General features: G+C 58.7%; 1 protein-coding gene. It reads right to left on the bottom strand.

Annotation, left to right across the window (positions count from 1 at the left end; all coding sequences use genetic code 11):
- Nucleotides 1-68: 68 nt before the first annotated feature.
- Nucleotides 69-257, bottom strand: coding sequence for a hypothetical protein (locus NE591_RS14055; protein WP_256156952.1), 189 nt, complete (start codon nt 255-257; stop codon nt 69-71).
- Between the last annotated feature and the right edge of the window lie 48 nt (nt 258-305).

The raw sequence follows: 305 nt of genomic DNA, 5'->3' as shown, positions 1-305 counted from the left end.
GCACGTCCTTGGGACGCTTCATCCAGAGAAGCGCCTTGCGAACCAAAGCGCCGTAGGCCAGGGGTCTCTTAGCGGCGTCTTTTGTGACGACGTAAAGGTCGACGTCGGTAGTAGCCCGCCGACACCGTGTTTCCCGCAAGGTATATCTCTCCCACTTCCCCGCAAAGCAGCTCCTCACCGGTTTCCGGATTGCGAATAAGGGCACGCACGCCATCGCTCAAATAGCCCACGGGCAAAGGATTCACCTCACGTGCCAAGTTCTCGCTTCAACAACTTTGTCCTTCGCGGCGCCAGCTGCTCCAGCT

It is taken from the genome of Adlercreutzia sp. DFI.6.23 (genome assembly GCF_024462535.1).
GTDB classification, from domain to species: domain Bacteria; phylum Actinomycetota; class Coriobacteriia; order Coriobacteriales; family Eggerthellaceae; genus Adlercreutzia; species Adlercreutzia rubneri.
This window is presented reverse-complemented; position numbering and strand designations above follow the sequence as displayed.